At 68.8% G+C, this 25,346-nt stretch carries 20 protein-coding genes; 9 read left to right on the plus strand and 11 right to left on the minus strand.

The window, feature by feature from the left end:
* Positions 1-49 precede the first annotated feature (49 nt).
* The 3 genes from prmC (at position 50) to CTP10_RS15110 (ending at position 2,010) form a co-directional block, all read left to right on the plus strand.
* A complete protein-coding gene (gene prmC, locus CTP10_RS15100) occupies positions 50-922 on the plus strand; it encodes a peptide chain release factor N(5)-glutamine methyltransferase (RefSeq protein WP_233528168.1) in 873 nt (290 codons plus the stop codon).
* Between the two features lie 118 nt (positions 923-1,040).
* A complete protein-coding gene (gene grxD / locus CTP10_RS15105; RefSeq protein WP_116320245.1) occupies positions 1,041-1,352 on the plus strand; it encodes a Grx4 family monothiol glutaredoxin in 312 nt (103 codons plus the stop codon).
* Between the two features lie 7 nt (positions 1,353-1,359).
* A complete protein-coding gene (locus CTP10_RS15110) occupies positions 1,360-2,010 on the plus strand; it encodes a UbiX family flavin prenyltransferase (protein WP_116320246.1) in 651 nt (216 codons plus the stop codon).
* 83 nt (positions 2,011-2,093) lie between these two features.
* Here the strand turns inward: CTP10_RS15110 and CTP10_RS15115 are convergent, their stop codons facing one another.
* The 3 genes from CTP10_RS15115 to CTP10_RS15125 all read right to left on the minus strand — a co-directional run bounded on the left by CTP10_RS15115 (position 2,094) and on the right by CTP10_RS15125 (position 5,130).
* Positions 2,094-2,288, minus strand: coding sequence for a hypothetical protein (locus CTP10_RS15115; protein WP_116320363.1), 195 nt, complete (start codon positions 2,286-2,288; stop codon positions 2,094-2,096).
* 146 nt (positions 2,289-2,434) lie between these two features.
* Positions 2,435-3,952 (minus strand): L-piperidine-6-carboxylate dehydrogenase, encoded by a 1,518-nt coding sequence (amaB, locus tag CTP10_RS15120; protein ID WP_116320247.1) that lies wholly within the window; start codon positions 3,950-3,952, stop codon positions 2,435-2,437.
* The gene (locus tag CTP10_RS15125) at positions 3,949-5,130 is read right to left on the minus strand and encodes a saccharopine dehydrogenase C-terminal domain-containing protein (protein ID WP_116320248.1); all 1,182 of its coding nucleotides are present in this window, start codon (positions 5,128-5,130) and stop codon (positions 3,949-3,951) included. Before CTP10_RS15125 ends, amaB begins: the two co-directional genes overlap by 4 nt.
* Positions 5,131-5,256: 126 nt before the next feature.
* On the opposite strand from CTP10_RS15125, the gene CTP10_RS15130 reads away from it, so the two are divergent.
* Positions 5,257-5,706, plus strand: coding sequence for an Lrp/AsnC family transcriptional regulator (locus CTP10_RS15130; RefSeq protein ID WP_029048352.1), 450 nt, complete (start codon positions 5,257-5,259; stop codon positions 5,704-5,706).
* Between the two features lie 44 nt (positions 5,707-5,750).
* On the plus strand, positions 5,751-6,560 hold the full coding sequence (gene dapB / locus CTP10_RS15135; RefSeq protein ID WP_116320249.1) for a 4-hydroxy-tetrahydrodipicolinate reductase: 810 nt from the start codon (positions 5,751-5,753) through the stop codon (positions 6,558-6,560).
* Positions 6,561-6,590: 30 nt separating this feature from the next.
* Here dapB and CTP10_RS15140 read toward each other — a convergent pair whose 3' ends face one another.
* The 4 genes from CTP10_RS15140 to CTP10_RS15155 form a co-directional block, all read right to left on the minus strand.
* Positions 6,591-7,343, minus strand: coding sequence for a hypothetical protein (locus CTP10_RS15140; RefSeq protein ID WP_116320250.1), 753 nt, complete (start codon positions 7,341-7,343; stop codon positions 6,591-6,593).
* A 242-nt stretch (positions 7,344-7,585) separates the two neighbouring features.
* On the minus strand, positions 7,586-9,082 hold the full coding sequence (locus tag CTP10_RS15145) for a chloride channel protein (RefSeq protein ID WP_116320251.1): 1,497 nt from the start codon (positions 9,080-9,082) through the stop codon (positions 7,586-7,588).
* 270 nt (positions 9,083-9,352) lie between these two features.
* Complete coding sequence (locus tag CTP10_RS15150) at positions 9,353-10,351, minus strand: Bug family tripartite tricarboxylate transporter substrate binding protein (RefSeq protein WP_199414606.1); 999 nt, start codon at positions 10,349-10,351, stop codon at positions 9,353-9,355.
* A gap of 49 nt (positions 10,352-10,400) precedes the next feature.
* Positions 10,401-11,894 (minus strand): acyl-CoA synthetase, encoded by a 1,494-nt coding sequence (locus tag CTP10_RS15155; protein ID WP_116320252.1) that lies wholly within the window; start codon positions 11,892-11,894, stop codon positions 10,401-10,403.
* Positions 11,895-12,023: 129 nt separating this feature from the next.
* Between CTP10_RS15155 and CTP10_RS15160 the strand changes: the two genes are divergently transcribed.
* The 3 genes from CTP10_RS15160 (at position 12,024) to CTP10_RS15170 (ending at position 14,958) form a co-directional block, all read left to right on the plus strand.
* Complete coding sequence (locus CTP10_RS15160) at positions 12,024-12,932, plus strand: LysR family transcriptional regulator (protein ID WP_116320253.1); 909 nt, start codon at positions 12,024-12,026, stop codon at positions 12,930-12,932.
* 156 nt (positions 12,933-13,088) lie between these two features.
* Positions 13,089-13,607 (plus strand): winged helix-turn-helix transcriptional regulator, encoded by a 519-nt coding sequence (locus CTP10_RS15165; protein WP_116320254.1) that lies wholly within the window; start codon positions 13,089-13,091, stop codon positions 13,605-13,607.
* Complete coding sequence (locus CTP10_RS15170) at positions 13,600-14,958, plus strand: MATE family efflux transporter (protein WP_116320255.1); 1,359 nt, start codon at positions 13,600-13,602, stop codon at positions 14,956-14,958. Before CTP10_RS15165 ends, CTP10_RS15170 begins: the two co-directional genes overlap by 8 nt.
* A gap of 253 nt (positions 14,959-15,211) precedes the next feature.
* Here the strand turns inward: CTP10_RS15170 and CTP10_RS15175 are convergent, their stop codons facing one another.
* The 4 genes from CTP10_RS15175 to CTP10_RS15190 all read right to left on the minus strand — a co-directional run bounded on the left by CTP10_RS15175 (position 15,212) and on the right by CTP10_RS15190 (position 23,683).
* Positions 15,212-16,654 carry an efflux transporter outer membrane subunit gene (locus CTP10_RS15175; RefSeq protein WP_116320256.1) on the minus strand — a complete coding sequence of 481 codons (1,443 nt, stop codon included), beginning with the start codon at positions 16,652-16,654 and terminating at the stop codon, positions 15,212-15,214.
* Positions 16,651-19,836: an efflux RND transporter permease subunit gene (locus CTP10_RS15180; RefSeq protein WP_116320257.1), complete on the minus strand. Its 3,186-nt coding sequence runs from the start codon at positions 19,834-19,836 to the stop codon at positions 16,651-16,653. Before CTP10_RS15180 ends, CTP10_RS15175 begins: the two co-directional genes overlap by 4 nt.
* Positions 19,833-21,092, minus strand: coding sequence for an efflux RND transporter periplasmic adaptor subunit (locus CTP10_RS15185; RefSeq protein ID WP_116320258.1), 1,260 nt, complete (start codon positions 21,090-21,092; stop codon positions 19,833-19,835). Before CTP10_RS15185 ends, CTP10_RS15180 begins: the two co-directional genes overlap by 4 nt.
* Before the next feature lie 197 nt (positions 21,093-21,289).
* Complete coding sequence (locus CTP10_RS15190) at positions 21,290-23,683, minus strand: carbohydrate-binding family V/XII (RefSeq protein ID WP_116320259.1); 2,394 nt, start codon at positions 23,681-23,683, stop codon at positions 21,290-21,292.
* Between the two features lie 367 nt (positions 23,684-24,050).
* Between CTP10_RS15190 and CTP10_RS15195 the strand changes: the two genes are divergently transcribed.
* Positions 24,051-25,202 carry a metallophosphoesterase gene (locus CTP10_RS15195; protein ID WP_116320260.1) on the plus strand — a complete coding sequence of 384 codons (1,152 nt, stop codon included), beginning with the start codon at positions 24,051-24,053 and terminating at the stop codon, positions 25,200-25,202.
* Positions 25,203-25,346 lie beyond the last annotated feature (144 nt).

Genomic DNA, 25,346 nt, shown 5'->3' on the forward strand with positions numbered 1-25,346 from the left:
CTGCGCCGGTGGGGTTTTTTGTGGCCGGCAACAGAACCGTCCCTACCCGATGTCTTCCCCCGATACTGCCGCGCTGCCGGCCACGCCAACGCTGCGCGAAGCCCAGACCCTCGCTGCCATGGTGGGCCTGCCCACGCTGGAAGCGCGCATGCTGCTGACGCACGTCACCGGGCTCAGCCGCACGCAACTGATCACGCGCGATACCGATACGCTCACGCTGGCCCAGCGCGATGCCTTTGCCACGCTGCTGGCGCGGCGGCTGGCGGGCGAGCCGATGGCCTACCTGATCGGCGAGCGCGAATTCTTCGGCCGCAAGTTCCGCGTCACGCCCGATGTACTGATCCCGCGCCCGGACACCGAGATCGCCGCCGAAGCCTCGCTGGCCCGGCTGGCCGACGTGCCCCGCCCGCTGGTGCTGGACCTGGGCACCGGCTCGGGCATACTGGCGGTGACGCTGGCGCGCGAACGCACCGATGCGCAGGTGTGGGCCACCGATATCTCGGCCGGCGCGCTGATGGTGGCGCAGGACAACGCCAGCGCACTCGGCGCCGACCGCATCCACTTCCTGGTATCCGACTGGTACGCGGCGCTGCCGCCGGCGCTGCGCTTCCACCTGATCGTTAGCAACCCGCCCTATATCGCCGCGGGCGACCCGCACCTGGCCGAGGGCGACCTGCGCTTCGAGCCCATCGACGCGCTGACCGATCATCAGGACGGCCTGTCCGACCTGCGCAAGATTGTCGACGGTGCGGCGGAACGCTTGCTGCCGGGCGGCTGGCTGCTGATGGAGCACGGCTTCGACCAGGCGCAGGCCACGCGCGCGCTGCTGCAGGATGCCGGCTTCACCGACGTCTTCACCGCGCGCGACCTGGCTGGCCAGGAACGCTGCACCGGCGGACGCCGGTCCGGAGCGCAACCCTGAAGCCCGCCGGCGATTCCGGTAAAATCGCTGGCAGATTCCCGCCGTGCGCCTGGCCGCGCGGCATCCCTTCTCCCAGGCGGCGCCAGTTCGGCGGCGCCACCCAACCGAAAAGCAGACCATGAGCGACGTGCAGCAAAAGATCGACCAGATCGTCAAGGGCAACCCGGTAGTCCTGTTCATGAAGGGCACCGCGCAGTTCCCGATGTGCGGCTTCTCGGGCCGCGCCATCCAGATCCTGAAGGCCTGCGGCGTCGACGCGCCGACCACGGTCAACGTGCTGGACGACGACGGCATCCGCCAGGGCATCAAGGAATACGCCAACTGGCCGACCATCCCGCAGCTCTACGTGAACGGCGAGTTCGTCGGCGGCTCGGACATCATGATGGAGATGTACCAGAACGGCGAACTGCAAACCCTGCTGAAGGGCTGAGCCCGCCATGCCCGTGAGCGCCGCCCCGCCGGCAACGGCGGGGACCGTACCGCCGCGGCGGCTGATTGTCGCGATCACGGGCGCCACCGGCGCCATCTACGGCGTACGCCTGCTGCAGGTGCTGCGCGCGGCGCCCGGTGTGGAAACCCACCTGCTGATCTCGCCGGCCGGCGTGATGAACCTGCAGCACGAGCTGGACATAGGCCGTGCCGAGGTGGAAGCGCTGGCGCACGTCGTGCACAACGTGCGCGACATCGGCGCCACCATTGCCAGCGGCTCGTTCCGCGCGCACGCGATGGTGGTGGCGCCCTGCTCCATGCGCACGCTCGCAGCGATTGCGCATGGCCTGTCCGATAACCTGATCACGCGCGCCGCCGACGTCACGCTGAAAGAGCGGCGCAAGCTGGTCTTGATGGTGCGGGAAACGCCGCTGAACCTTGCGCACCTGCGCAATATGACGGCGGTGACGGAAATGGGCGGGATCGTGTTCCCGCCGGTGCCGGGCTTCTACCAGAAGCCGCAAAGCATTGCCGAGCTGGTGGACCATACCGTCGGCCGGGTGCTGGACCTGGTCGACCTGCCTGAGATCGGCCAGACGCTCACGCCCAGCTGGGGCGGGCTCAACGCCCGGCCCGGTGACGCGGCGAGCGGCAACTGAACGCTGCTGCCGGGCTCCCCGCCGTTGCTTCAATCCTGTCTACTTTGCCGCAACCTCCGGCAATCGCGGCCTTACCGTTGTCATTACCAGCGACGATAGCCACGGCCGTAGTAGCCGTAGCCGCCGTAGTAGTACGGCCGCGGCGCGACCACGACCGGCGCGGGGGCTACATAGACCGGCGCGGGTCCCAGGGCGGGGCCAGCGGGGGTGGGATAGACGGCGCAGCCGCCCAGCAGGGTGACCGAGGCCGCCGCGGCAGCCATTCCAATCGTCAGCAGTTTCATGGTGTGTTCCTAGGGGACCTCGCGGCCGGAAGCGGGCATGTGCCTGCCCTGCTGACGTTATACGGGCAGCTTGCGTAATACGGCGTCAAAGGCGTGTAAGGCTTGTTACCGTTCCCTACGGCGCCGGTGCCATCCCCCTCTCAGATCTCGAACTTTATCCCCTGCGCCAGCGGCAACGAGTCGCCGTAGTTGATGGTGTTGGTCGCCCGGCGCATATACCCCTTCCACGCATCCGATCCCGACTCGCGCCCGCCGCCGGTCGCCTTCTCGCCGCCAAAGGCGCCGCCGATCTCGGCGCCGCTGGTGCCGATATTGACGTTGGCGATGCCGCAGTCGCTGCCCGCCGATGACAGGAAGCGCTCGGCCTCGCGCATCGACTCGGTGAAGATGCACGACGACAGCCCGTGCGCGGCGGCATTGTTCAGCGCGATCGCTTCGTCGAAGCTGGTGTACGGCATCAGGTACAGGATCGGCGCGAAGGTCTCGGTCAGCATGGTGTCGTGCTGCACGTCGGTCATCACCAGCGCCGGCCGCACGTAGCAGGCGTGCGGGAAGCGCTCGGCCAGCAGCCGTTCGCCGCCGGTGACGATATTGCCTTGCGCGCGGCACGCGGCGAGCGCGTTGGCCATGGCATCGCCCGCGGCGTTGTCGATCAGCGGTCCGATCAGCGTGCCATCGTCAAGCGGGTCGCCGACCGGCAACCGGTCGAACACCGTGACCAGCCGGCTGGCCATGGTATCCATCAGGTCGGCATGGACGAAGCAGCGGCGCAGCGTGGTGCAGCGCTGGCCCGCCGTGCCCGCCGCGGCGAAGGTAATGGCCCGCACCGCCAGCTCGATATCGGCCGAAGGCGCGACGATGGCCGCGTTGTTGCCGCCCAGCTCCAGGATGCTGCGCTTGAACTGCCCGGCGCAGGCGATGCCGACCTCGCGGCCCATGCGGGTCGAGCCGGTCGCGCTGACCAGCCGCACCGCCGGGTGTTGCACCAGGTGGTTGCCGAGCATGCGCCCGCCCGGCATGACCGCGGTGATGCCGGCATGCTGCGGCGCGGCCGCGGCCAGCACGCGCTCAAGCAGCCCGTGCGCGGCGAGCGCGCACAGCGACGCCTTCTCCGACGGCTTCCACAGCACGCCGTTGCCGCACACCAGCGCCAGCGCCGCGTTCCACGCCCACACCGCCACCGGGAAATTGAAGGCCGAGATCACGCCGCACAGGCCGTACGGGTGCCAGGTCTCGCGCATCGCGTGTTGCGGGCGCTCGGAGGCGATGGTCAGGCCGTGCAGCTGGCGCGACAGGCCCACGGCGAAGTCGCAGATATCGATCATCTCCTGCACCTCGCCCAGCCCTTCCTGCAGGATCTTGCCGGTTTCCAGCGACACCAGCCGGCCGAGCGCGGGCTTGTGCTCGCGCAGCACTTCGCCGTAGCGCCGCACGATCTCGCCGCGCGCCGGTGCCGGCTGCAGCGCCCAGGTGCTCTGCGCCGCGTGCGCGCGTGCAACCAGCGCGTCGGCCTGCGCCGGCGTGCAGGCAGGCACATGGCCGATGGCCTCGCCGTCCACCGGCGAGCGCACCGTCACCGTGCCGGCCGGCGTGCCGTCCTGCCAGGGACGCGGCAGCCCCAGCGAATCCCAGCAGGCAGCAAACTCTTGCGCTTTCATACGAGGGTCTCCTGCAGCGGATGCTGCGTGTAGTGGCGGCCGAAGCGGTTGTTGAGGAAGGCGTCGAGCGGCATCGCCTCCTGGCGCACGAAGCCAGCCTGCGGCAGCGCGCCGGTGGCCACCATGTCCAGCGCGGTGCAGATGCCCGCCGCGGTGGTCAGCTGGATCGCGTTGACATGCCCGCCCTTGCCATCGACCCCGCCGATGCGCGTCGAGAACGATGCCTGCGTCAGCGGCCCGCGCCCGCGCTCGCCGCCGGCGGGGTAGCCGGTGGCCGTGGCGAACACGATCACCACGTCCTGCTCGGTCACCGGGATGGCGCGGTCGAAGATATCGCGCAGCCAGTCGCGCCGCTCGCGCAGGCGCAGGTCGTTGAGCAGCAGTTTCATCAGCGCGCAATGGCCGGGATAGCGGATGGACTTGTAGTCGACGTGGCGCGCACGCCCGGCCAGCGTCTCGGGCAGCGTGCCGAGGCCGCCAGATGTATTAAAGGCTTCGTACTCGATACCGTCCAGCGCGAAGCTCTCCAGCCCTTCCAGCGCCGGCAGTTCCACGCGGCGGCCGTCGACGATGGCTTCGCACGGGTTGCAGTACTCGTTGATCAGTCCCTCGGTGCTCCAGGTCAGGTTGTACTTGAGCGCGTTGCTGGGATAGCGCGGCAGCGCGCCGACCCGCATCTGCAGGTCCAGCAGCTCGCCTCCGCCACGCAGGAAGCGCCGCGCCAGGTCATGCCCGACCACGCCGATAAAGCCCGGCGCCAGCCCGCACTGCGGCATCAGTACCGAGCGCGCGTTCTGCGCCAGCTGGCGGATGGCGTGGGTAGCGGCCACGTCCTCGGTCAGGTCGAAGTAATGCACGCCCAGGCGGGCCGCGACCGAAGCCACGGCGATGGCGGCGTGGAACGGCAGCGCATTGAGCACCGCGTCGGCGCCGGCCAGCAGCGCGGCGCAGGTGCCCGGCTCGGTGGGATCGCCGGCGCGCGCCAGCACGCCGCGCGGCAGGCCGTCGAGGCGGCGCGCGTCGTGGTCGACCACGCTGACGCGGTAGTCGCCGCTGTCATGCAGCATCGCGGCAATGGTGCGCCCGATCTTGCCCGCGCCCAGCACCGCCACATGCAGCGGGCGGTTTGCCTTGGGCAGGTCTGGCGGGGCCTGCCGGCCCAGGTTCGAGGGTTGCATGGTGTCTCCGTCCACAAGAAAGGTTGTCCCGTGACTGGAGTATGGATATCGGCCGCGACGGAATGAAGGCACAAGAACGACGAAAACCCGCCATAATCGAACGAAACGACGAACCTGCCTGACGTTATGACCGAACTCGACGTGACCGACCGCCACCTGCTGTCGTTGCTGCAGGCCAACGCGCGCGAAAGTGCCGCCAACCTCGCCCGGCAGCTCGGGATCGCCCGCACCACCGTGGTCGCCCGTATTGCCCGGCTGGAGCGCAGCGGCGTGATCGCCGGCTATGGCGTGCGCCTGGGGCAGAAGATGGAAGACAACGTGATCCTGGCCTACTGCGGCCTGTCAGTGCAGCCCAAGGCCGCGCCGGCGATCCTGCGCGCGCTGCAGCGGCTGCCCGAGATCGAAGAGGTCAACTCGGTCAGCGGGCCGGTCGATTACCTGGTAGCGATCCGCTGCGACACGCACGACCGGCTCGACCGGTTGCTGGACGAGATCGGCATGCTCGACGGCGTCAACCACACCACCACCTCGATCGTGCTGGCGCGCAAGCTCGACCGCCGGCGCGCTGCCGGCTGACGCGGTATGCTCGCAGACCGAACAAGCCAAAGCGGAGATATCCAATGAGCAATACGATCCGTGTCGCCGTGGGCGGCGTGACCGGCTGGGCCGGCGGTGAACTGGCGCGCGGCGTGGCGCATGCCCCCGACATGGCACTGGTGGCAGGCCTGTCGCGCGGCGCCGCCGGCCAGCCGCTGGCGCAACTGACCGGCCATGCCGATACGCCGGGCGTGGCCGCCGCCAGCATCGACGCGCTGGGGCAGACACCCTATGACGTCTATGTCGAGTACACCAAGCCAGCCGTCGCCAAGCACAACATCCTTCAGGCGCTGGCGCATGGCGCGCACGTGGTGGTGGGCACCTCGGGGCTGACCAACGAGGACTACGCCGAGATCGACGCGGCCGCGCGCAAGGCCGAGCGCGGCGTGCTGGCTTGCGGCAATTTCGCCATCACCGTGGTGCTGCTGCAGAAGTTCGCCGAGATGGCGGCGCGCCACCTGGAACATTGGGAGATCATCGACTACGCCAAGGCCGGCAAGGTTGATGTGCCGTCCGGCACGGTCCGCGAGCTGGCATACCGGCTCGGCCAGGTCAAGACCGCCGCGCAGGCGGTGCCGGTGGACCAGGTCAACGGCCCGAAGGAAACCCGCGGCGCCACCATGTCGGGCACGCAAGTGCATGCGGTGCGGCTGCCGGGCTACCAGCTCGGCGTGGAGGTGATCTTCGGCGCCGACGGCCAGCGCCTGCACCTCAAGCACGAGGCCGGCGACGGCTCCAAGCCCTATGTCGCCGGCGCGCTGCTGGCGATCCGCAAGGTCCACACCGTGCGCGGCGTGGTGCGGGGGCTGGACAAGGTGATGGAAGGGCTGTGACGGCCAGAGACGGTCACAGCCTCGCCTGGCTTACCAGCTGCCGGGATTGACCGGCTTGGCAGGCGGCTTGGCGGCCGCCTTTTCGGTCTTTTCAGGCTTTTCAGACTTATCAGCCTTGCCCTTCGCCGCCGGCGCCGACGCGGGGTTCAGCTTGCCGGCCACCTCGGCATCCTTTTCGGCCATCAGCTCGCGCGCCTGCGGCAGCAGCATCTCGATGGTGCCGGTGGCGGGGTCTTCCGGCATCGCGTACAGCTCAACGGTCAGCGGCCGCTTCATCCAGCCGGCATGGATCGTCTTGACGGTCTTGCCGGCCTTGTCGCGCATCTCTTCCTGTTCCTGGCGGAACGGCTTGCCATACAGCAAGTTGAGGCTGTCGACGGCGGCCTGCTGCGAATTGGCGCCGGCGGTCGGCACTACCAGGCCGACCAGCGCATTGCGGTCGACAAAGGCCAGCACGTGCTGGCCGTCCATGAAGCCCGGGCGCTTGTCGCGCGGCACGCCCACCTGGCGCATCAGGCCGTCGCCCTTCAGCTCCACGCAGAAGGCGGTCACGTCGCGGCCGTCGGGCGAGCGCTTGTCGGCGCAATCGGGCAGCGCGGGCAGCGGGTTGCCGATCTCGAGCATGCCCAGCAGCGGCGACAGTGCGCTGTTCTCGGTGCTGTTGGCTGCCTTGGCGGCCTTGGGTTCTGCAGGCGCGGCAGCGGGCTTGGCGGCGGGAGCGGCAATGGCGCCGGCGGCGCCCAGCAGGCCGGCAAGCGCCAGCCCGGCAACGGAAAATTTCAAATCAGACTCCTGGAAAACGGCTCCGGGTTGGAGCGCGCCCCGGCCGGGATGTTCCTCGGGTGCGGGTGCGGCGCCAGTCACGCATGACAACGGGGCCGGTGGCATGGGTGCCGCGCAAGCCACCCGTAAGCCACCGGATGCCTGCGGATCGGGGCGAGCGCTAGCTTAACCGATCGCCCCGGCGGCTCCTGCACATGCGGCGATAATGCGGCGACAGGCTGCGGCGCCAGGATGCCGCCCCGTCAAGCCGGCGCCTTGCGCACCAGTGCCAGCGCTTCGCGCCGGAACGCGTGGCCGGCCTGGTGGTAGAACGGATGCGGCGAGAACTGCCGCGAGATAAACGAGGCCAGCAGCGATGCCGCAAGCAGGTACACGGTCAGGTCCTGCGTGCGCGTCATCTCCATCACGATCACACTGGCGGTGATCGGCGCCTGCGTGGCCGCGGCCAGGAACGCCGCCATCGACACCAGCGCCAGCACGCGCGGTTCGGCCATGCCGGTGACGAACTGCGCCACGTTCTGGCCGATGCCCGCGCCGATGGCCAGCGCCGGGGTGAAGATCCCGCCCGGGATGCCAGCAAAGTACGACGCCACCGTCGCCACCAGCTTGGCGATGCCAAACCACAGCGTGGCATGCGATTCGCCGTTGATCAGCGCCGCGGCCTGCTCGTAGCCGGTGCCGAAGGTGGCGCCAGCGGTCGCCACGCCGAGGACGGCCACCACCAGTCCGCAGCCGAACGCGACCCACACCGGATGCTGCGTCGCCCAGTCACCCCAGCGTGCGGGCAGCAGCCCGGGCACGCCGCCCGCCAGCGCCTTGGCGAAGAAGCCGCCCAGCACGCCATTGAGCAGCGCGCACACCAGCACCGGGCCCCACGCGTTGCTCAACACCAGCATCGGCACCTTGACCACGAAATACGGGTTGTTGCCCAGTACCGCCAGCGACAGGAAGCCCGCGGTCAGCACGCCCGACAGCACCAGCCGGTCCCAGCGCACCGCGGTGCCGCGCCCCAGTTCCTCGATGGCGAAGACCACGCCGGCCAGCGGCGTATTGAATGCGGCCGCCAGCCCGCCAGCCGCGCCCGCGGCGATCAGCGCATTGGGATGGAAGCCGATGCGAAAGCGCAGCTTCTCCTGGCACCAGCGGCCCCACGCCAGCATGCCGGCGGCGCCGACCTGCACCGATGGCCCCTCGCGGCCCACCGAGGCGCCGGCCAGCAACGCCAGCGTGGTCAGCAACACCTTCCACATCGATTGCCGCAATGACACCAGCAGCGTCTGCGCCGGGCCATTCGGGGGCAGCGTGACCGCCGCGATCACCTGCGGGATGCCGCTGCCGCGAGCCTGCGGCGCCAGGCGGATGGTCAGCCAGCGCAACGCGGCCAGGCCGAACGGCAGCATCACGAAAGCCAGCCACGGCGTGGCCTGGGTCAGATGGTGGTTCCAGCGCAGCGCCACCTCGGCGATCCACGCGAACACCAGCGAGAACAAGCCGACGCAGCCGGCACCGAACATGAACACCGTGTAGCGCAGCGTGGTGCGCGATATGCGGCCGGCCTGGCGCGACTTGCGCCGCGCGGCGACGCGGGCGCGGCGGCTGAGTTCATTGATGAGGCGGGGATCGGGGGGCGGCGCGGCAGGGTCAGGCCGGGCCGGGGCGCCCGGCCGCTGCGCCGGCTCCGTGGACGACGGATCGGCGGAATCGGGATCTTTGGGATCGGTGGGCTCGCGCTCGGTCATGACACTGGGGCGTTGCTGGGCCATCCGGCGCGGGCGTTGCTGGCGCGGCCGGCATCAGCGATGAACTATACGCCCAACGTTGCGGCGTGGGCCAAGGGTGGGCGGTGGCATGAGCGCTCCGCTCTCCCGCGAAGTGGGAGAGGGGTTGGGGGAGAGGGCCAGCGTGTCAACGAAGTGGAGCGGCATCGTGCTTGCCATGCGCCCTCCCTCTCCCCCGGCCCCTCTCCCGCAAGCAGGAGAGGGGAGCAAACCTTCTGAAAGCCAGCGTATTCAATCCAGCGAAATATTATTCGCCCGGATCACCTTCCCCCAATGCTCGCGGTCCGCCTCGATATACCGGTCGATCTCCGCCTGCGTGCGCGGCGGCTGCACGATCAGCCCGAGCGCGCTGAAGGTCGCGCGGAACTGCGGGTCCTTCAGCACGTGCGCAGCGGCGGCCTGCAGCCTGGCGACAGCATCAGGCGGCGTCTGCGCCGGCACCGCCAGCCCGAACCACGTCGCCGCCTGGAAATTGGGATAGCCGCTCTCAGCCACCGTCGGCACGTTGGGCAGCACCTCCAGCCGGGTGCGGCCGGTCACCGCCAGCGCCTTGAGCTTGCCAGCCTTGATATGCGGCAGCGAGGTGCTGACCACATCGACCATCAGCTGCACATCATTGGCCAGCAGCGCCGCCAGCGCAGGCGCGCTGCCGTTGTATGGCACGTGCGTGACGTTGATGCCCAGCTCGGTCTTGAGCATCTCGGTGGCAAGCTGCAGCGCATTGCCCAGCCCCACCGATGCATAGTTGAGCTTGCCGCCTGAGGTCTTGGCGTAGGCCGCGAACTCCTTGATGTTGTTGGCCGGCACCTGGGTGTTGGTCACCACCACCAGCGGCGCCTCCGCGCCAATCGTGAAGATCTTGAAGTCCTTGGGCGGATCGTAGGTGATCTTCTTGTACAGCATCGGGTTCAGCACCATGCTGCCGTTGGTGGCCAGCACCATGGTGTAGCCGTCGGCGGGCGCACGGGCCACGCTGTTGGTGCCGATCATGGTGGCGGCGCCGGGGCGGTTTTCCACCACCACGGTCTGGCCAAGCTGGCGCGACATGCCGTCGGCCAGCGCGCGCCCGAACTGGTCGGTCGAGCCGCCCGGCGTGTACGGCACCACCAGCTTGAGCGGCCGGTCCGGATAGGCGGCCAGCGCGGCGCCGCCCCACAATGCCAGCGCGCATCCGGCGCCGGCTGCCATCGCGGCGAGCCAGGCCCGCCGTCCTCTTTTGTCCTTGTGCATCGCGTCTCCTCGTGTGGTTATCTCTGTATTGCCGCGCTGCCCGGTGGACTCAGACGCGCCGCTGGCGGCCTTCCCAGTATCGGTCACGCAGCCGGCGCTTGGCGAGCTTGCCGGTCTCGTCGCGCGGCAGCTGCGGCTCGATCACGATGCTGCGCGGCACCTTGAAGCCCGACAGCCGCTGGCGCAGCCATTCGATCACCTCGGCTTCGCGGATTTCCACGCCGGGCATCGGCTGCACCATGCCGAGCAGGCGCTCGCCGTACTCGTCGTCGGGCACGCCGAACACCACGCAGTCGGCCACGCCGGGATAGCGCACCAGTTCGTGCTCGATCTCGGCCGGGTAGATGTTGACACCGCCGGAGATCACCATGTCCGAGGCGCGGTCGCAGATAAACAGGTAGCCGTCGGCATCGACGTAGCCCATGTCGCCCAGCGTTACCAGTCCGCCGCGGTCGATCGCGCGGCGCGCGGCGTCGTTGTTGCGGTAGCTGAAGTCGGGATAAGCGGGCTGGCGCACGTAGACCAGGCCGATCTCGCCCGGCGCGCACTCGCGGCCGTCTTCATCCAGGATGCGCAGTTGCGCGTCATCGACCGGGCGGCCGGCGGTGCCGGGGCGCGCGGCGGCGTCTGCCGGCGTGGCCACGGTGATCATGCCGGCCTCGCTGGAGGCATAGGTCTCGTGGATGATCGGGCCGAACCAGTCGAGCATGGCGCGCTTGACCTCCGGCGCGCACGGCGATCCGGTCGAGGCCACGAAGCGCAGCGACGACAGGTCGTACTTCGCGCGCACCTCGGGCGGCAGCTTGAGCAGGCGCACGTACATGATCGGCACCAGGTAGATCACGTCGATGCGATGCTTTTCGACCAGCGCCAGCACCTGCTCGGCATCGAAGCGCGGTGTGATCACCAGGCGCTCGGCCATCTGCAGCGCGTTCTGGATAAACGAGCTTGGCGCGCTGTGGTACAGCGGCGCCGACATCAGCGCGCGGCAGCCCGGCTCGAGGCCGTAGGTCTGCCGCACCAGCGAGCGCGCGCGCTCCTGCTGCGCTTCCAGCTGGTCCAGCGGGACCGGAGCGCGTATCACGCCCTTGGGCCGGCCGGTGGTGCCTGAGGTGTAGGCCATATGGCCGCGCGGTGCCACGCGCGGACCATCGTAAGCGGGCTGCTGCGCCAGCCAGCCTTCATATTCGATCGCGCCCTCGGCGCTGCCGCCGACCGACAGTACGGTCATGCCCGCGGGCACCGCGTCACGCACCGCGGGCAGCAGGTCGGACTGGACCAGCAGCACCTTGGCGCCGCTGTCGGCCAGCAGGAAGCGCACTTCCTCGGCGGTGAAGTGCCAGTTGATCGGGCAGTAGTAGCAGCCGGCGGTGCGGCACGCGTTGACCACGTCGGCGTAGGCGGGATCGTTGCGCAGCAGCACCGCGACCACGTCGCCCTGCTGAACGCCCAGCCGGCGCAGGCCGCCGGCGAGTTGCGCGCCGCGCGCCACCAGTTCGTCGGCGGTGCGGTGCATGTCTTCAAACCAGAGGTCCGTGGCCATCCGTTGTCTCCCTTTCTCGCTGAGCTGACTGACAGCTTGCCACTGTATCGGCGCGGCCCTGCATCGACAATCACGCGCAGCGGAATCACAATGTTGCGCCAGACTCGACAATCCCACAGGCAATCCCGGATGGACCTCAACCTGATCCAGGCCTTCGTCGACATCGTCGATGCCGGCAATCTTGCCGAAGCGGGCCGGCGGCGCGGCGTCACGCGTTCGCAGGTCAGCCGCCAGTTGCGCGAGCTGGAGCACCAGGCCGGCGCCCAGTTGCTGCGCCGGACCACACGGCGGCTGGAGCTGACCGAGCCCGGCCATGCGCTGTACCAGCACGGCGTACGCATCCTGCAGGAGGTGACTTCGGCGCAGGCGGAGATCGACAGCCTGGGCAAGACATTGCGCGGCCATGTGCGCGTGAGCGTGCCGACCGGGCTGGGTGACGCCTATATCGCGCCATTGCTGCTGCGGTTCGCCAAGCTGCATCCCGGGATCACCCTGCGGGTGTTCTTTGCCAACCGGGTCAACGACCTGATCGCGGCCGAGATCGATGTGGCGCTGAAGGTCACTTCAACCCCGCCGCTGGACCACGTGGCACGGGAAATCTGCGACATACGCTGGCAACTGTACGCATCGCCAGAGTACCTCGCGACCATCCCGCCGGTCCGGGCGCCGCCGGACCTGGCCGGTTGCAGCTTCCTTTGCCCGCCCTATACGCCGCGCCAGTTCGCGCTGTCGCTGTACCGCGAAGGCCAGCGCGTCGACGTGGCGCTGACGCCGACGCTGCAATCCGAGCACTTCCTGTTCCTGGCACGCGCGGTGCGGGAGGGGCATGGCATCGGCCTGCTGCCGGCCTATATCGGGTGGGAAGAAGTGCGCGCTGGCGAACTGGTGCCGGTACTGCCGGACTGGCGCCCTGAGGGCCTGGGCAACCGGCTCTTCATCATCACCACGCCCAACCTCCATCCGTCGATGGCAACGCGGGCGCTGATCGAATTCATGCGCGACGAACTGGGCAAGCTCGAAGTCTTCGCCGCCCCCTGAAGGCCGACCTAGACGTGCAGCCGGCCCCACGCCGGGAGCGGAATGGCCGATGATCGAACGAAATTGCGCGAGGTCCCGGCTAACTGGTGAACGAACTTTCATTCTGCAAGCTATGCTTCAGAACACTTGCAAATTGAAAGTAAGGCCGAACCCGCCATGCCCACCCCAACCGATTTCACTTCGATGCCCTGCCCGGTCGCCCGCTCCATGGCGGTGCTGGGCGAGCGCTGGGCCATCCTGGTGCTGCGCGAGGCCTTCTACGGCAGCACGCGCTTCGACGAGTTCGAACGCAACCTGGGCATCGCCCCCAACATCCTCAGCGCCCGGCTCAAGACGCTCGTGTCGCATGGCCTGCTGGCCCGCGTCACGCCAGACGGTGGTGGCCGCCACGTCTACCAGCTGACCGACAAGGGCCGTGACTTCTTCCCCGCCTATGTAGCGCTCAAGGCCTGGGCCGACCGCTGGATGACCGATGAAAAAGGTCCGCTGACGCTGCTGCAGGACCGTCGCACCGGCGAGGAAATCGCCGAGCCGGAGCTGGCACGCGCGGACGGTACGCCGATCACGCTGGACGACGTGCGCGTGCTGCCCGGCCCGGGCGCCGGCCGCTTCCTGCGGCGCCGCTTCGGCGAACCCGAGACCATCGGCCACGACGCGGAGCACGGCCATGAGTGAAACCCGTGCCTTGCCTGCCGGCACTGTCCCCACCGAGACCGTCCCCGCCACCGAACTCGCCCGGCGCATCGGCCGCCTGGCTGGCCCGACCGCGCTGATCGCGGTGCTGCAGGCCGTGGGCCAGCTGATCGAAACCTGGCTGGCCGCGCGCCAGGGCACCGCTGCGCTGGCCGGCTGGGCGGTGGTGCTGCCGTTTGCGCTGCTGCTGCAACAGATGTCGACCGGCGCCATGGGCGGCGGCGTGGTCGCGGCGATCGCGCGGGCGCTGGGCGCCAACAAGCGCGACGAAGCTTCGGAGCTGGTGATGCATGCGCTGCTGATTGCGGTCACGGCGGGGCTGGCCTTTGCCGTAGTGCTGGCCGGCTTTCCGCGCGGCGTGCTCGGTGCCGTGGCCGGCGCCACCGCCGCCGAAGCCGCTGCCACCTATGCGATCTGGCTGTTCGGCGCGGGGGCGATCCCGGCATGGCTGGCCAATACGCTGGCCTCGGTGCTGCGCGGCGGCGGCCGCCATGCGCTGGCGGCGCGTGTGCTGGCGCTGATGTGGGTGGCCTTCCCGGTGCTGGCGTGGCTGCTGGCCGAACCCGCCGGGATGGGGCTGGCCGGCATCGGCGCGGCGCTGGCGGCGGTCTCGTGGGCAGCGGCGCTGGCGATGGCGATCGTGGTCGCGCGCGGCGGCGCGGGTTTCGTGCCGGTGTTGCGGGTGCGGCCATCGTGGGCGCTGTTCTCGCGCATCCTGTCGGTGGGGCTGGTGGCGTGCGCGCTGGCTTCGGTGGCCAACCTGACCACCATCCTCGTCACCGCGCAACTGCGCCACCATGGCACCGCGGCGGTGGCCGCCTACGGGATCTCGGCGCGGCTGGAATTCCTGATGATTCCGCTCGCGTTCGGCGTGGGCTCGGCGCTGACGGCACTGGTCGGGCGTGCGGTCGGTGCCGGCGACTGGCATACGGCGCGCCGCACCGCCTGGGTGGGTGCCTTCCTCGCGTTGCTGATCGCGGGGACGGCGGGCGCAGCGGTGGGGCTTGCGCCAATGCAATTTGCCAGCCTGTTCAGCAGCGATGCCGAGGTGATCGCCATTGCCGCGCGCGCGCTGTCATGGGTGGGGCCGGCGTTTGGCGGCTTCGGGCTGGGCATGGCACTGTACTTTGCCTCGATGGGTGCCGGGCGCATGCGCTGGCCGGTTGCGGCGGGGCTGTGCCGGATCGCGCTGGCCGCCGGCGGAGGCTGGGTGCTGGCCAATGTGTTCGGGATGGGGCTGGACGGGCATTTCCTGGGGGTCGCGCTGGGCATTACCGCCTATGGCGTGGTGACGGCACTGGGCGTCAGGCAGGGGGAGTGGTCGGCGCGGTAGCGATGCCTTGCGCATACCACCGCTTTGCTCCCCTCTCCCGCCTGCGAGAGGGGCCGGGGGAGAGGGCGGGACTGTCAAAAGCTGACGTCCCGTGGGTTAAAACCGAAGGCCTTGCCTGGGGTGGTGCCTGGCTAGACCACCCCTCTCCCCAACCCTCTCCCCTGAGGGGCCTGAGGGGAGAGGGAGAACACCTTGCCTGGGCTAGCTCGGGCGGCTTGGGAGCACCCAAAACCGTCGGCTTCGGCTCTGGTTTTCACCTCGCCAACACCTTCGCATCCCCCTGCATCCCCGCCTCGCGCACGGCCTGCGGCACCGACGGCCAGCCGCCGCCCAGCGACTTGTACAGCGCCGCCGTGCTGGTAAGCACCTCGACCTGGCCCTGGATCGCCGCCAGTTGCGCATCGAACAGCTTCTCGCGCGCATTGGTGACCTCCAGGTAGCTCGAATACCCGCCCTCATACCGGGCAAATGCCTGGTCGGCATAGATAAACAGGCTCTGCTCCTGCCGGCGCAGGCTGCCCAGCCGCGTGCGGGTCTCGACGCCATTGGCCAGCGCGCTGTTCACATCCGCCAGCGCTGCGAGCACCGTGCCCTGGTAAGCAAACATGGCTTGGCTGCGCTGCGCGGACGCGGTCTGCACCTGCCCGCGGATGGCGCCGCCCTGGAAGATCGGCTGGGTCAGCCCCGCGCCGATCGCCCATACCCGCGACGCGCTGTCCCACAACGCGCCCGGCGACGCCGCCACGGCGCCGAACAGGCCGCTCAGGTTGACCGCTGGCAGGTAAAGCGCCTGCGCCGCGCCCAGCTGCGCATTGGCGGCGATGGCGATCTGCTCGGCCTGCAGCACATCGGGCCGGCGCGAAAGCAAGGCGGCCGGCAGGTCGGCCCCGACCGGCGGCGCCTGCAGCTCGTTGATCGGCTTGCCACGCTCGATCGGGCCCGGCGGCCGGCCCAGCAGCACCGACAGCGCGTTCTCGGTCTGCGCAATGCTGGCACGCAGCGGCGGGATCGAGCCCTCGGCCACGTAGTAGTCATTCTCGGCCTGCGCCAGTTCAAGCTGCGAAATCACGCCGCCTTCGTAGCGCTGGCGGAAGATATCCAGGCCACTCGCGCGCGACGCCAGCGTCTGCTGCGCGACGTCGAGCTGCGCATCGAGCCCGCGCAGCGTGGCATACCCCTGCACCACGGAAGCCGCCAGCGCCAGCACCACGCCGCGGCGCGCGTACTCGGCATTCCACAGGCTGGCCTCGGCCGCCTCGGCCTGCCGGCGGATGCGGCCCCACAGGTCGATTTCCCAGTTGGCGTTGGCCAGCAGCTGGTAGGTGTTGCCGGTGCCACTGCCGAACTGCGTGCTGTTCAGGCTGCCGATGCTCTGGCGCGCGGCCAACGCGGAAAGATTGAGCTGCGGGAAAAAGCCGGCGCGCGCCACCATCAGCTGGCCACGGAATTCGTCGATGCGCGCGGCAGCGATGCGGATATCGTAGTTGCCGGCCAGCGCCGCATCCACCAGCGCATTCAGCACCGGATCGTTGAACTGGTTCCACCAGTCGCTGTCGGCGGCGATCGCCAGCGCGCCGGTGTCGAGGCGGTACTGCGCCACCTCCGGGGTTTCCGGGCGCTGATAGTTGGGGCCGATGGCACAGCCGCCCAGCGCTGCCGCCGCGCTGGCCGCCAGCATCCACGCGCGCGGTCTCATAGCGTTTCTCCGGCAGACGGCGCGGTGGGTGGAGTGGTAGGTGGCTGCGGCGCATCGCCGGCCTTGGCGGCCTTTTTGGGCTTGCCTTCGGACATGCGCTCCAGGCCCCAGAAGAACATCGGGATAAAGAACAGCGCGATCACCGTCGCCCCGAGCATGCCGCCGATCACGCCCGTGCCGAGCGATTGCCGGCTGGCCGCCGAGGCGCCGCTGGCGATGGCCAGCGGCACGCAGCCCAGGATAAAGGCCAGCGAGGTCATGATGATCGGCCGCAGCCGCAGCTTGGACGCGTGGATGGCAGCATCGTAGGCGCTGAGCCCTTCCTTCTCGCGCATTTCCACCGCGAACTCGAAGATCAGGATCGCGTTCTTCGCCGCCAGCGCAATCAGCACGGTCAGGCCGATCTGGAAGTAGACGTCGTTCTCCATGCCGCGCATCAGGATGCCGAGCAGCGCGCCGAACAGCGCGAACGGCACGGCCAGCAGCACGCCGAGCGGCAGCGACCACTTCTCGTACTGCGCCGCCAGGATCAGGAACACCATCAGCAAGGCAAAGGCGAAGACGTAGACCGCGGTGGAGCCGGCGGTCTTTTCTTCATAAGCCTGGCCGCTCCAGGCATAGGCGTAGCCCGCCCCCAGCACCTCTTGCGCCACCTCCTCCATGGCCGAGATGGCCTGCCCCGAGCTGTAGCCCGGCGCGGCGTCGCCCATGACCTTGGCGGCCGGGAAGTTGTTGAAGCGTGTGACGATGTCCGCCCCCGGCACATACTTGGTGGAGGTCACCGCCTTGATCGGCACCATGTCGCCGTTATGGTTGCGCACGTAGACCTTGTCGAGGTCTTCCGGGCGCGAGCGGAACTCGGGCTCGGCCTGCAGGATCACCTGGAACAAGCGGCTGTTCTTCGGGAACTGGCTCACGTAGAGCGAGCCGAACATAGTCTGCAGCGCCGAATAGACGTTCTCGACCGGCACGCCCTGGGTCTCGGAGCGCTCCCGGTCGACTTCGACCAGGAACTGGCGCGAGCGCGAATTGATGGTGGAGTTCACGCCGGTCAGCTCCGGCCGCTGGCGGGCCTTGGCGATGAACTCGTGGACCTTCTGCTCCAGCTGCTGGTAAGTCCCGTCCGCGGTGCTCTGCAGCCAGAACTCGAAGCCGCCGGTGGTGCCCAGGCCCGGGATCGAAGGTGGATTCAGCGGGATCACGACGCCGTCCTGGTAGCGCGAGAATTCCCGCATCGACTTCTGGATCAGGTCGGCGGCGGACTCGCCCGCGCCACGTTCATGGAAGCCCTTGAGCGTGATGAACAGCGTGCCGGCATTGGCCTTGTTCTGCGAGTCGATCAGGCTGTAGCCATCGACCGTGGCCACCGATGACACGCCGGGCTGCTTGGACAGCCAGGATTCGGCCCGGCTCGACAGCGTCTGGGTGCGATCCAGGCTGGCCGCGTCCGGCATGACCACCGCGCCGAACAGATAGCCCTGGTCCTCCACTGGCAGGAACGAGGTCGGGATGCGCATGAACATGACCACGCTGACCGCCACCATCGCCAGGATGATGGCGATCGACATCACCGTGCGCCGGATCACGATCTGCAGCGACCTGTCATAGCCGGCAATGAGCCGGTCGAAGGAATTGTTGAACCAGGTGAAGAAGCGGTTCTTCTTGTGCTGGCCGGGCTTGAGCAGGATCGCCGCCATCGCTGGCGACAGCGTCAGTGCCACCACGCCGGACAGCACCACCGACACCGCGATGGTGATGGCGAACTGCTTGTACAACTGTCCGGTGATGCCCGACAGGAACGCCACCGGGATGAACACCGCCAGCAGCACCAGCACGATCGCGACCACCGGGCCGCTGACCTCGTCCATCGCCTTCTTGGCCGCCTCCTTGGGCGGCAGGTTGAACTCCGTCATGTTCCGCTCGACGTTTTCGATCACCACGATCGCGTCGTCGACCACGATGCCGATGGCCAGCACCATGCCGAACAAGGTCAGCATGTTGACCGAGAAGCCAAATGCGCTCATGCCAACGAAGGCGCCGATGATCGACACGGGCACGGCCAGGATCGGCACCAGCGTGGCGCGCAGGCTCTGCAGGAACAGGAACACCACCAGGATCACCAGGATCACCGCGTCGCGCAGCGTGTGCACCACCTCGTCGATCGACTCCTGCACGAACTCGGTGGTGTCGAGCGCGACCTCGTACTCCAGCCCCGGCGGAAAGCTCTTCTTCAGCTCCACCAGCGTGGACCGCACCTGCTTGGCCACATCCAGCGCATTGGCCCCCGGCTGCTGGTACACCGCCAGCAGCGTGGCGGTCTTGCCGTTGTAGCGGCTGCGCAGCGAGTAGTCCTTGGACCCGAGCTCGGCGCGGCCGATGTCCTTCAGACGCACCAGCGCGGCGTCGCCGGACTGCGCGCGCAGGATCATGTTGTCGAATTCGGCCGGCTCGGTCATGCGGCCCTTGGTGGCGATCGGGAAGGTCTGCTGCACCGGCCCGGTGGTCGGCGACTGGCCAATGCGTCCCGCGGAGAACTGCTGGTTCTGGTTGGCGACCGCGTTCTTGACGTCCTCGGTGGTGATGCCCAGCGACGCCATGCGGTCCGGCCGCAGCCAGATGCGCATGGCGTAGTCCGGGCTGCCGAAGATGGACGACTGGTTGGCGCCCGGAATGCGCTTGAGCGCATCCAGCACGTAGATATTGGCGTAGTTGCCGACGAAGGTCTGGTTGTAGCTGTTGTCGGGCGAATAGATGGCAATCACCATCATGAACGCCGACGACCGCTTCTGCACGGAGACGCCCTGTGCCGTCACGGCATCGGGCAGCGTGGGCAGCGCCAGGTTGACGCGGTTCTGCACATCCACCTGCGCGAGCTCGGGGTCGGTGCCGATCTCGAAATAGGTGGTCAGCGTCAGGTCGCCGGTCGAGGAACTCGTCGAGTTCATGTACATCATGCGATCCGCGCCGTTCACCTGCTGTTCGATCGGCGCGGCCACGTTCTGCGCCACCACCTCGGCGCTGGCCCCCGGGTACCGGGTCGTGACCGTGATGGACGGGGGCGTGATATCCGGGAACTGGGCGATCGGCAGCTTTGTCAGGGCCACCAGGCCGCCCACCGTGATGATGATGGACAGCACCGATGCGAAGATCGGCCGGTCGATAAAGAAATGGGCAAGCTTCATGGCTTGCTCCCGGTGGAGCCCGCTGCCTGCTGCGCGCCTGCTCCTGATGCAGCCGATGCAGCCGATGCGGCCGATGCAGCGGCAGGAGGCTCGCCAGCCGCGGGGTGGACACCGCTGGCCGCGCCGTGCGCGGCCAGCTCGGTCGCCGGCACGGCCTTGACCGGCGCGCCCGGCATCAGGCGCAGCAGACCGCTCACCGCCACGCGTTCACCGGCCTTCAGGCCCGAGCGCACCACCCAGTTGGAGCCGGTCCATTCGCCCACGTCGACCACGCGCTGCTGCGCCTTGTTGTCCGGGCCGATCACCCAGACCGTCTGCCCGCGCGGGCCTTGCACGATGGCTTCCTGCGGCACGGCAATGGCCTGCGTGCGCATCGCGCCATGCACCTTGACCCGCACAAACTGGCCCGGCCTCAGCGTGCCCTGCGGATTGGCGACCTCGGCGCGGACCAGGTAGGTGCCGGTTTCCTGGCTGAACGAGGCGTCGGCGAAAGCGATCTTGCCGTGGTGCGGAAACTCGGTCCCATCGGCCAGCACGATGACGATGTCGAAGGCTTCCTGCGCCGGGTACCGGATGGCCCCCGACTTCTCCGACGAACGGATCGACAGCACCTCGTTCTCGGACAGGCTGAAGTTGACCCACATCGGACTCAGCTTGGCGACATAGGTCAACAGGCTGTTGGTGGTATCGATATAGGAACCCACCTGCCGCTTGGCAAAGCTCGACAGGCCCGCCACCGGCGACTTGATCGTCGTGTAGCTCAGGTTCAGTTTGGCATTGATCACATTGGCGCGCGCCTGCTCCACCGCGGCTGCGGCCTCCTGCTCCTTGCCGGTGGCGTCATCCAGGTCGCGCTGGCTGAGGGCATTGCGCGCCGCCAGCGGGCGCACGCGGTTCAGGTCGGCGCGCGCGGTGTTCAGCCGCGCCTGCTGCTGCGCAAGTTCGGCCTCGGCCGCCTTCAGCGTGGCCTCGAAGGGCTTGGGATCCATCAGGAACAGGGTCTCGCCCGCCTTGACCAAAGCGCCTTCCGTATAGACCCGCTTCTCCAGGAAGCCATTGACCCGCGAGCGTATCTCCACCTGCTGCGAACTCTGGGTCTGGCCGACGAAGTCAAATATGAGCGGCACGTCTCGCAGCGCCACGGTGATGACGCCCACCTCGGCTGCCGGCGGCGCCACCGCTTCCTGTTTTTCCTTGCCGCATCCCGCCACCAGCAGCAGGGCCAGCAGGCCCGCCACGCCGCGCCCGTTGAGCATTGTCCTCACAAAACCTCCTCCGCTAGCAACCATGGCCGCCCCCGATGCCGGACGCAGCGGCGCGCGCCGCCGATCCTGTGCCTGTTCAGGCAGGTTAAGGCGCGCTCATGGACGCGCCAATTCAATCTTTCTTGTGCCCGTGTTTACTCATTTCGACAGCCGGGACGGGGCTGGTGGCTATGGTCCGAGCACCCGCCTCAGCGTCGGAATCCGCCATGGAAGCCACCCCCGCCCCGGAAGCCACCGCCCCCGCCACCGCCAAAGCGCCCCGCGCCCTGCCAATGCTGCGCCATGCCCTGCCAGCGCTGCTGGCCGACCTCGCGTGCCTGGCGCTGCGACTCCAGCCGGCTGGTGGCGTCGCTGTTCGGCTGCACCGGTTCCCAGCCGCCGGCGGTGTGCTTCTGCCAGCCGTCGTCGGTGTGCTGGTACACGGAGCCGTCGTGGCCGGCATAAACGTTGCCGTTGTTCCACACTACGGCGTTGTCCTTGCCCGGGTTGGCAACAAAGCCTCGGCTGGCGGCGCTGTGCTCGCCGGTCTGGGTGTTGCCGGCAATGCCGGCCTCGCCCGCGCCGATGCGGCCGGTCTGCGCGTTGTAGCCCGCCGCCTGGCGTCCGGCCGCGTAGTTGCCGGTATAGGTGTTGCCGGCCACGCCGCCACGCGCGGCCCCTTCGCTGCCGGTCGACGGATTGGCGAACGAGCCCTGGCGGCCGGCCGCGTAGTTGCCGGAATACGGGTTGAACGCCGCGCCGCGGCTGCCCTGGTAGCGCGCACCGGTCGCCGGGTTGAAGCCCGAGGCCGCGCTGCCGCGCCATTCGGTGCCGGTCCACGCGTTCCAGCCCTGCGCATGCGTCACCGTGCCCTGGCCCCAGCGGCCATAGAAGTTGGCCTGGTTCACGTTGACGTAGTTCCAGTTATACGGGGCGCCCCACCAGTACGGCCCCCAGTACGGCGACGCCGCGCCCCAGAACGCGCCCGCGGCGAAGCCGAAGGCAAACCCTTCGGCCATGCCGACGCCGAAGCCGGCGCCGTAGCCGTAGGTGACCGGGTAGCCGTAATAGACCGCGCCGACATAGGGCGGATACACATAGCCGGTGCCGTACACCACCGTGCCGTCGGGGCTGACCACCACGCCCATGTAGCCCGGCGTGTAGCCGACCACGACGGTTTCCGGCGTGACCGAGTAGATCCGCACATAGGTCACGTAGTAGAGCGGCGAGGTCGGCGGGATGGTGTAGATCGCCGACGGCACCTCTGTGGCGACGCGCCACGGTCCCGACGGTGCGGGCGCCGTGAACCAGACGCCATTGGCAACCGCGTAATAGTGGCTGGCATCGACCTCGATCACCGGCGTGCCGGTGTTGGCGGCATAGCTGAGCGAGGTGCCGGTGATCGGCGTGAAACGCGGCGTGCCGTCGTAGGCCACGGTCAGGCTGGCCTTGCTGCGCGAGACCGTGGCGGTCTGCGGGATGGTGGCGGCGATCTCGGCTTCGCGCGCCTGCGGCGTGCCCGGCACCGACACCAGCACGTTGGCCTTGGGATCGGTGGGCGGGATCCTGGCAAAGTCGGCCGGCAGCTCGCGGCCGGGCACGTATTCCCACGGCCCGGTCAGCATCGGCGCGCGGAACCAGCGGCCCGACAGCAGCACGTAATACTGGTTGGTGGCCGGGTCGACGAAGATGGCGTGATCGGCATTGGAGACCGTCAGCAGGCCCACGCCACTGACCGGCATCATCTGCGGCGCGCCGCTGGTGATGACCAGCTCGGTGGGCCGGGTGGCGAAAACGATAGCCGGCGCCCGCGCCGGACGCTTGCCGTCGGCGGGCAGCATCGCGTCCGGCTTCATGCCGGCGGCGGCCTTGGCGGCGGCATTCTCCAGCGCCTTCGGCACGGCGGTGATGGCCTCCCATGTGCCGCCTGCGGATTCGGAGCGGTACCAGTAGCCGGCGGCCTTCAGGTACAGCTCGCCGCCCGACTCGCGCAGCAACAGCGCACGGCTGTTGAGCGCGCGTTCATATTGCGTGCCGGGAACGGCGCGCCAGACCGGGTCGCCGTCGACCAGCACCAGCAGCGTCGGCGTGGTTGCAAACAGGATCTGCGGCCCATCGTTGCGGACCGGCACGCGGCCGGCTCGGGCGAGTTGCTGCGACACGGCATAGCTGGCCTGCAACTGGTCCAGCGGCACGGTCAGGCCGTTGGCCGGCAGCCGGGACACCAGCGCCTGGCGCACGCGGTCGACGGCGTCGGGCCTGGTCGGGACTTCCACGCTGTCGATGCGCAGCGCACTCAGCTGCACCAGCCCGGATGGCTTGTCGATATCGGCGGCGGCCGAAAAATGCACCACGCCATAGGTGGGCGAGCCGCCCTTCTCCCCTACGGCCACGGCGGCACGGCCCGACAGGCGGTTGCCATCCCAGGTCTCGACCTGCGGCTGGTACAGCTCGACATGGTCGTTGGCGGCGTCGAAATTGCGAGGCCAGGCCAGCGCTGCGGCCGAAGCCTGCGGCGGCGTAGCGGCCTGCGGCCCGAGTGGCGCAAGCGCGAGCCATGCCGCCACGATCAGGGCGCTGGTCTGCTTGAGGCGAAAAGGCATGGATCTCTCCGACGTGGAGGGCACGATGCTGCACAGCAATCGGCCCATGCTGCGAATCTAAATTAGGCCGGACAGGCGAACAATTGCATTTGAAAACATTCAGGGCGCTTGCAAAAAAGGACAGATCAGACCGTCACCGGGGCCGCCTGCATGCCTGATCCACCACGCCCTGCGGCGCCTGTTGGTTAGAAGACACTGAGCCCGCAGTGACGCGGCGCCTCAAGACGCAATGCGTCGTTGCGTCCGCCGGCAGCGGCCCGGTGTGCATCTTGCTTGGCTTGCCGGACGCCTTACACAGGCCACCGCCCTTGAAGCGACCGCGTCACGGCCTCATCTCCAATGTCTCCCTGGCTACCGCCGCGCCCCCATGCCCCCTCGCACCACGATCCTGACCGCCGCGCTGATCACGGCCCTGCTGCACGCCTACATCGGGCTGCGGCTGTTGCCGGCGATGCCCGTGCCGATGCTGGTCAAGACGTTTGCTGTCATCTGGCTCGCCCTGTCTTGCGCACTGCTGCCCGCCGGGCTGCTGGCGCGGCGCTTCAGCCAGCCGTGGGGGGACCGCATCTCCTGGATCGGCATGCTGGCAATGGGATTCTTCTCATCCCTGCTGGTGCTGACGCTGGCGCGTGACATCGCGCTGGCCGCCGCCTGGCTGGCCGGCAAGCTGCTCGGCTGGCAGGCCCCCGGACTGGTATCGGGCAGCGCGCTCGCCGTGCCGCTGCTGGCGCTGCTGGTCACGCTGGCCGGCTATATCAACGCCCGCCGCGTGGCGCGCGTGGTCGAGGTCGACGTGCCGGTGGCCGGCCTGCCCGAGGCACTGCACGGTTTCACCATCGCCCAGATCAGCGACATCCACGTCGGCCCCACCATCAAGCGGCCCTACCTCGACCGCATCGTCGACCGCGTCAACAGCCTGCAGCCCGACGCCGTGGCCATCACCGGCGACCTGGTCGACGGCACCGTGCGCGAACTGTCCGCGCACACCGCGCCGCTGGCGCGGCTGCAGGCGCGGCACGGCAGCTACTTCGTCACCGGCAACCATGAGTATTACGCCGGCGCACAGCCGTGGATCGACGAACTGCGCCGGCTCGGCCTGCGCGTGCTGATGAACGAGCACGTGGTGCTGCAGCACGGCGGTCACCCGCTGGTGCTGGCGGGCGTGACCGATTACTCCGCCGGCCGCTTCCATGAAAGCCACCGCAGCGACCCGCACCGTGCCATCGCCGGCGCTCCCGCGCAGGCTGGCGTGCGCGTGCTTTTAGCGCATCAGCCGCGCACGGCAGTGGCCGCGGCCGAGGCAGGGTTCGACCTGCAACTCTCCGGGCATACCCACGGCGGGCAGTTCTGGCCCTGGAACCTGTTCGTGCCAATGCAACAGCCGTACACCGCGGGGCTGGTGCGGCATGGGGCGATGTGGATTTATGTGAGCCGGGGGACGGGGTACTGGGGGCCGCCAAAGCGGTTCGGGGCGCCGTCGGAGATTACGCGGTTGCGGTTGGTGCGGGCGCAGGACTAACCCGCGCGAGCGGTTTGCACCCCTCTCTCACTGCGCTGGGGAGGGGAGAGTTCACGCGTGGCGGCAGCGTGCCGGTGCGCTCGCGAGCGTTACGGCCATAAAAAAACCAGGCCCGCAGACCTGGTTTCCTTTCACACTCAGCAG

This window comes from Cupriavidus sp. P-10 (assembly GCF_003402535.2).
Lineage (GTDB): Bacteria > Pseudomonadota > Gammaproteobacteria > Burkholderiales > Burkholderiaceae > Cupriavidus.

Bases quoted from the DNA above. Each gene is read 5' to 3' on its own strand.
- prmC (WP_233528168.1), top strand. From the start codon at position 50: ATGTCTTCCCCCGATACTGCCGCGCTGCCGGCCACGCCAACGCTGCGC.
- grxD (WP_116320245.1), top strand. From the start codon at position 1,041: ATGAGCGACGTGCAGCAAAAGATCGACCAGATCGTCAAGGGCAACCCG.
- CTP10_RS15110 (WP_116320246.1), top strand. From the start codon at position 1,360: ATGCCCGTGAGCGCCGCCCCGCCGGCAACGGCGGGGACCGTACCGCCG.
- amaB (WP_116320247.1), bottom strand. From the start codon at position 3,952: ATGAAAGCGCAAGAGTTTGCTGCCTGCTGGGATTCGCTGGGGCTGCCG.
- CTP10_RS15125 (WP_116320248.1), bottom strand. From the start codon at position 5,130: ATGCAACCCTCGAACCTGGGCCGGCAGGCCCCGCCAGACCTGCCCAAG.
- CTP10_RS15130 (WP_029048352.1), top strand. From the start codon at position 5,257: ATGACCGAACTCGACGTGACCGACCGCCACCTGCTGTCGTTGCTGCAG.
- dapB (WP_116320249.1), top strand. From the start codon at position 5,751: ATGAGCAATACGATCCGTGTCGCCGTGGGCGGCGTGACCGGCTGGGCC.
- CTP10_RS15145 (WP_116320251.1), bottom strand. From the start codon at position 9,082: ATGACCGAGCGCGAGCCCACCGATCCCAAAGATCCCGATTCCGCCGAT.
- CTP10_RS15150 (WP_199414606.1), bottom strand. From the start codon at position 10,351: ATGCACAAGGACAAAAGAGGACGGCGGGCCTGGCTCGCCGCGATGGCA.
- CTP10_RS15155 (WP_116320252.1), bottom strand. From the start codon at position 11,894: ATGGCCACGGACCTCTGGTTTGAAGACATGCACCGCACCGCCGACGAA.
- CTP10_RS15160 (WP_116320253.1), top strand. From the start codon at position 12,024: ATGGACCTCAACCTGATCCAGGCCTTCGTCGACATCGTCGATGCCGGC.
- CTP10_RS15165 (WP_116320254.1), top strand. From the start codon at position 13,089: ATGCCCACCCCAACCGATTTCACTTCGATGCCCTGCCCGGTCGCCCGC.
- CTP10_RS15170 (WP_116320255.1), top strand. From the start codon at position 13,600: ATGAGTGAAACCCGTGCCTTGCCTGCCGGCACTGTCCCCACCGAGACC.
- CTP10_RS15175 (WP_116320256.1), bottom strand. From the start codon at position 16,654: ATGAGACCGCGCGCGTGGATGCTGGCGGCCAGCGCGGCGGCAGCGCTG.
- CTP10_RS15180 (WP_116320257.1), bottom strand. From the start codon at position 19,836: ATGAAGCTTGCCCATTTCTTTATCGACCGGCCGATCTTCGCATCGGTG.
- CTP10_RS15185 (WP_116320258.1), bottom strand. From the start codon at position 21,092: ATGCTCAACGGGCGCGGCGTGGCGGGCCTGCTGGCCCTGCTGCTGGTG.
- CTP10_RS15190 (WP_116320259.1), bottom strand. From the start codon at position 23,683: ATGCCTTTTCGCCTCAAGCAGACCAGCGCCCTGATCGTGGCGGCATGG.
- CTP10_RS15195 (WP_116320260.1), top strand. From the start codon at position 24,051: ATGCCCCCTCGCACCACGATCCTGACCGCCGCGCTGATCACGGCCCTG.